The sequence below is a fragment of the Kitasatospora sp. NPDC001225 genome, from assembly GCF_053597855.1.
Genome location: NZ_JBSFJC010000254.1, coordinates 1 through 5,449, shown reverse-complemented (window position 1 = coordinate 5,449; position 5,449 = coordinate 1). Strand labels below are relative to the sequence as shown.

General features: G+C 74.9%; 5 protein-coding genes. All 5 read left to right on the top strand.

The features are described 5' to 3' along the window. Positions 1 to 596, top strand: a 596-nt coding sequence (locus tag ACWDCZ_RS38515) for an EboA domain-containing protein (protein WP_449818376.1), incomplete at its 5' end; no start/stop codon positions are given. Further along, positions 596 to 1,483: a TatD family hydrolase gene (locus ACWDCZ_RS38510; protein ID WP_380776228.1), complete on the top strand. Its 888-nt coding sequence runs from the start codon at positions 596 to 598 to the stop codon at positions 1,481 to 1,483. The genes ACWDCZ_RS38515 and ACWDCZ_RS38510, both read left to right, overlap by 1 nt. A 29-nt stretch (positions 1,484 to 1,512) precedes the next feature. Then, positions 1,513 to 2,691, top strand: a complete 1,179-nt coding sequence (eboE, locus tag ACWDCZ_RS38505) for a metabolite traffic protein EboE (protein ID WP_449818375.1) — start codon at positions 1,513 to 1,515, stop codon at positions 2,689 to 2,691. Further along, positions 2,688 to 4,154: an alkaline phosphatase family protein gene (locus ACWDCZ_RS38500; protein WP_449818374.1), complete on the top strand. Its 1,467-nt coding sequence runs from the start codon at positions 2,688 to 2,690 to the stop codon at positions 4,152 to 4,154. Before eboE ends, ACWDCZ_RS38500 begins: the two co-directional genes overlap by 4 nt. A 15-nt stretch (positions 4,155 to 4,169) precedes the next feature. Further along, positions 4,170 to 5,449: S8 family serine peptidase (locus ACWDCZ_RS38495; protein ID WP_449818373.1), on the top strand; the 1,280-nt coding region annotated here is incomplete at its 3' end.

Below are 5,449 nucleotides of genomic sequence, written 5' to 3'. Positions count from 1 at the left end.
GTCCAGGACGCGGTCGGCGGGCAGGGCGGGCACTGCTGGCGGCGGCCCCCGCACCGCATCAGGACCCGGCGCCCGCGGTCCCCGCGGAAGCGCTGGCCTGGACCGTGGACGACGCCGTACGGGCCCTGCTACTGGCCGCCGCCCCGGCCCCCGCCGACGGCCCCGCCGTCCGGGCGTCCGCCGTCTACCGCCACGGGGACGCCGCGGAACGGCGCGGCGTGCTCCGCGCCCTCGGCCCGCTGGACCTGCTGGCCCCGTACGGCCTGCGGGACGACGCCGTCCCCCTGGTGTCCGACGCGCTGCGCGCCAACGACCCCCGGCTGCTGGCCGCCGCACTGGGCCCCTACGGGGCGCGGCACCTGCCGGCGCCCGCCTACCGGGAGGCCGTCCTGAAGTGCCTGCACTGCTCCGTCCCCCTGCGGGCCGTGGCCGGGCTGCCCCACCGGACCGACGCCGAACTGGCCCGGATGGCCGCGACGCACGCCCGTGAACTCACCAGCGCCGGACGCCCCGTACCGGGCGACGTGCGCGCGCTGGCCGGCCCCCGACCGGCCGCGACCGACCCCCTTCCGCCCCCTCACCCTGCCGGGACCTGATGCGCATCTTCGACCCCCACATCCACATGACCTCGCGGACGACCGACGACTACCAGACGATGCGGGACGCCGGCATCCGGGCCGTCGTGGAACCGGCGTTCTGGCTGGGCCAGCCCCGCACGGACGTCGCCAGCTTCGTCGACTACTTCGACTCCCTGATCGGCTGGGAACCCTTCCGGGCGGCCCAGTTCGGCATCCGCCACCACTGCGCCCTGGCCCTCAACCCGAAGGAGGCCAACGACCCCCGCTGCACCGCCGTCCTCGACGTGCTGCCCCGCTACCTGGACAAGGACGCGGTGGTGGCGGTGGGCGAGGTCGGCTACGACTCCGTCACCCCGGAGGAGGACCACGCGCTCGCCACCCAGGTCCGGCTCGCCATGGACCACGAACTGCCCGTCCTGGTGCACACCCCGCACCGGGACAAGGCCGTCGGGACCAGGCGCACGCTCGCCGTGCTCCGCGAGTGCGGGATCGCTCCCGACCTGGTCCTGGTCGACCACCTGACCGAGCTGACCGTGACGGAGGTCGCCGACACCGGCTGCTGGACGGGGTTCTCCGTCTACCCGCACACCAAGATGGACCCCCACCGCCTGGTGCAGCTCCTCAAGCGCCACGGAACCCACCGGGTGCTGGTCAACTCCGCGGCCGACTGGGGCCGCAGCGACCCGCTGGCGACCCGGCGCACGGCGGAGGCGATGCTCGAAGCCGGCTTCACCGCCGACCAGGTCGACGAGGTGATGTGGCGCAACCCGGTCGCCTTCTACGGCCAGAGCGGACGCCTGACCCTGCCGGTGGACGATCCCGACACGCCGGACCACCGCGAGGAGCCCCACGAGCGGCCCGGCGACGCCGTGTACCTGGGGAACTCCATCGCCCGCGGCGAGTAGCCCTTCCCGGAGCAAGGAGACCGCCCCCGATGCGACTGCGCCACCCCGACGGCAGCACCGTCCACCTCGCCTACTGCACCAACGTCCACCCCGCGGAGGACCTCGACGGCGTCCTGGCTCAACTCGCCGTCCACGCCGAGCCCGTCCGGGAACGGCTCGCGGCGCCGTCCCTGGGCCTGGGCCTGTGGCTCGCCCACGACGTGGCGCGCACCCTGGCGACGGACGCGACGGCCCTGGACCGGCTGCGCCGCGAACTGTCCACCCGGGGGCTCGAAGTCGTCACCCTCAACGGCTTCCCCTACCGCGGCTTCCACGAGCCGGTCGTCAAACGGGCCGTCTACCGGCCGGACTGGAGCGACCCGGCCCGCCTGGCGTACACCCTCGACCTGGCCCGGGTGCTTACCGCGCTGCTGCCCGAGGACGCGGCCCGCGGGAGCATCTCCACGCTCCCCCTGGGCTGGCGGGCCGGCTGGACGACCGGACACCAGGACCGCGCCCGCCGCGGCCTGGACGAACTGGCCGAAGGGCTCGCCAAGTCGGAGTCCGACTCCGGCCGCCGCGTCCGGGTCGGCCTGGAACCCGAACCGGGCTGCGTGGTCTCCACCGTGAGCGACGCCTGCGCACGGCTCACCGGGCTCGACACCGAGCGCATCGGCGTCTGCCTGGACGTCTGCCACCTCGCCGTCGACTTCGAGGACCCGCCGTCCGCCCTCCGCGGCCTGGCCGACGCCGGCCTGCCCGTCGTCAAGGCCCAACTCTCCAGCGCCCTCCAGGCCGACGATCCCTCCGACCCCGCCGTACGGCGGGCGCTCGCGCGCTTCGCCGAGCCGCGGTTCCTGCACCAGACCCGCGCCGAGCCCGCCGGCGCCCGCCCGGAGCGGTGGGACGACCTCGACCTGGCGCTCCGCTCCCCGGCCGACGGCGCCGATCCGCGCCCGTGGCGGGTGCACTTCCACGTCCCCGTGCACGCCGACCCGGAGCCGCCGCTCACCGCGACCGGACCGGTGCTGACCGACGCCATCCGCGCCCTCGTCCACGGCCCGCACCCCGTCACCGACCACCTGGAGGTCGAGACGTACACCTGGTCGGTGCTCCCGGGCCGGGACCGGCCGGCCGACGACGAGGCACTGGTCGCGGGCATCGCCGCCGAACTCGCCTGGACCCGCGAGCAGTTGCTCGCCGCCGGACTGCGGGAGCACACCTCGTGACCACCGGCCGCCCCACGCCCCTGCTGGTGCTGAACATCGCCGCGCTCACCTCCCGCCTCCTGCGCCACATGCCGCACCTGCGGGCCGTCGCCGAACCCGACGGCGACACCCCGGGGCACGGCGCCCGGCTGGAACCGGTCTTCCCCGCGGTCACCTGCTCCGTCCAGGCCAGCCTGCTGACCGGGCTCCCCCCGAGCCGACACGGGATCGTCGGGAACGGCTGGTACTTCCGCGACCTCGGCGAGGTGCTCCTGTGGCGCCAGCACAACCTGCTGGTGGAGGGCGAGAAGGTGTGGGACACCGCCAGGCGGCGCCACCCGGGCTACCGCGTCGCCAACATCTGCTGGTGGTACGCCATGGGCGCCGGCACCGACATCACCGTCACCCCGCGCCCCGTCTACCACGCGGACGGCCACAAGTCCCCCGACTGCTACACCGTCCCACCGGGCCTGCGCGACGAACTGACCGACGCCCTCGGACCGTTCCCGCTCTTCGACTACTGGGGGCCCCGCGCCTCCATCGCCTCCAGCAGGTGGATCGCGCGGGCCACCGAGCACGTCATCCGCACCGCCGCACCCGACCTGACCCTCGCCTACCTGCCGCACCTCGACTACGACCTCCAGCGCTTCGGCCCCGCCGCACCCCAGGCCGCCGCCGCGGCCAGGGCCCTCGACACCGTCCTCGCGCCCCTGCTCCACCTGGCCCGGGAGCACGGGACCACCGTCGTGGCGCTGTCCGAGTACGGCATCACCGCGGTCGACCACCCCGTCCACATCAACCGCGCGCTGCGCGCGGCCGGCCTCCTCACGGTGTACACCCAGGCCGGGATGGAGTACCTCGACCCGTACACGTCCCGGGCGTTCGCCGTCGCCGACCACCAGGTGGCCCACCTCTACGTGCCCGACCCCGCCGACCTGCCGCGCGTCGCGGAGCTCGTCCGAGCGCTACCCGGAGTGGAACGCGTCCTCGACAGCGCGGGCAAGGCCGCGTACGGAATCGACCACGCCCGCGCGGGCGAACTCGTCGCCGTCGCCACCACCAACGCCTGGTTCACGTACTACTACTGGCTGGACGACACCCGCGCCCCGGACTTCGCCCGCTGTGTCGAGATCCACCGCAAACCCGGCTACGACCCCGCCGAACTCCTCCTCGACCCCGCCGACCGCCTCGTCCGACTCCGGGCCGCTGCCGCCCTCGCCCGCCGCCGGCTCGGCCTTCGCTCCACCCTGTCCGTCGTCCCGCTCGACGCCACCCACATCCGCGGCAGCCACGGCCGCCTCCCCGACGACCCGGACGACGGCCCCGTCCTCCTCCTCTCCGACACCACCCGCCTCCCCCGCGTCCACCCGCGCTACGCCGCCACCGACCTGCCCGACCTCCTCCTCCGACTCGCGGGCGGCACGCAGCGGGAGGAACACCCCGCACCCCGCGTCCGCTCGGGCACCCGACGCCCGTCCGGGTAGTCCGCGTTCGCCACCATGATCCCGATCGATCGGAGCACATCCGTGTACCCGTCCCTCCGCCGGGCGTCAGCGGCCCTGCTGCTGGCCCTGCTGCCCGCCACATCCCCCGCCGCCGCGTACGGCGCCCAACCGCCCGCCCCCGCCGTGGCCGTGGCCGTGGCGCACTCCGCCCGGGCCGTACCCGGGCAGTACATCGTCACCCTCAAGCACGGCCGCGACCCCGGTGAGGTCCTGCGAGCGCTGGGCATCACCCCCAGGTTCACCTACGGCGCCGCGTTGAACGGCTTCGCCGCCGCCCTCGACCCGCTCCTGCTGAACACCGTACGGACCAACCCGGCCGTCGAGGCCGTCGAGGAGAACACCACCTTCCGCCTCCCCACCCCCGTCGACGGTGCGGACCGGCCCGGCCACACCACCCGGGCTACGGCCGCCACCTGGGGCCTGGACCGCATCGACCAGCGGTACCTGCCCCTGGACGGCCAGTTCACCACCCGCGGCCACGGCGCCGGCGCGACCGCCTACATCCTCGACAGCGGCATCGACTACACCCACCCGGAGTTCGGCGGGCGCGCCGTCCCCGGCTTCGACGCCATCGGCGACGGCCGCGACGGCCTCGACTGCCACGGCCACGGCACCCACGTCGCCGGCACCGTCGGCGGCCGCACCTACGGCGTCGCCCCGCGGGCCCGCCTCGTCTCGGTCCGCGTCGTGGACTGCACCGGCAGCGGCGACAAGGCCCAGATGATCGCCGGCCTCGACTGGGTCGCCCGCGACGCCCGGTACCCCGCCGTCCTCAACGCCTCCCTCGGCGAGGAACGCTCCCGGGCCGTCAACGACGCCGCCACCGCGCTCTCCGACCAGGGCGTCCTGCCCGTCGTCGCCGCCGGAAACGACGCCGTCGACGCCTGCACCGTCTCCCCCGCCTCCGCGTACGGGGTCGTCACCGTCGCCGCCACCAACCGGCGGGACGAGGAGACCGACTTCTCCAACTGGGGCACCTGCGTCGCCCTCCACGCCCCCGGCCAGGCGATCCTGTCCGCCAAGCTCGGCGGCGGCAGCACCACCCTCAGCGGCACCTCCATGGCCGCGCCGCACGTCACCGGCACCGCCGCCCTCTACCTCGCGGAACACCCGGACGCCGAGCCGATCGACGTCTCCGACTTCCTCCAGTACACCGCCACCCCGGACGTCCTGACCAACTGCGCCGGTCCTGCGTCATCGTCAACAGGGCGTCCAGGTAAGGGCCGTCCTCGCAGCCGCAGGTGTGCGCCCAGATCCGGAGCCGCTCGGCGCTG

What these genes read in the sequence shown, in the direction of transcription:
- ACWDCZ_RS38510 (WP_380776228.1), top strand. Translation starts at nt 596, where the DNA reads ATGCGCATCTTCGACCCCCACATCCACATGACCTCGCGGACGACCGAC.
- eboE (WP_449818375.1), top strand. Translation starts at nt 1,513, where the DNA reads ATGCGACTGCGCCACCCCGACGGCAGCACCGTCCACCTCGCCTACTGC.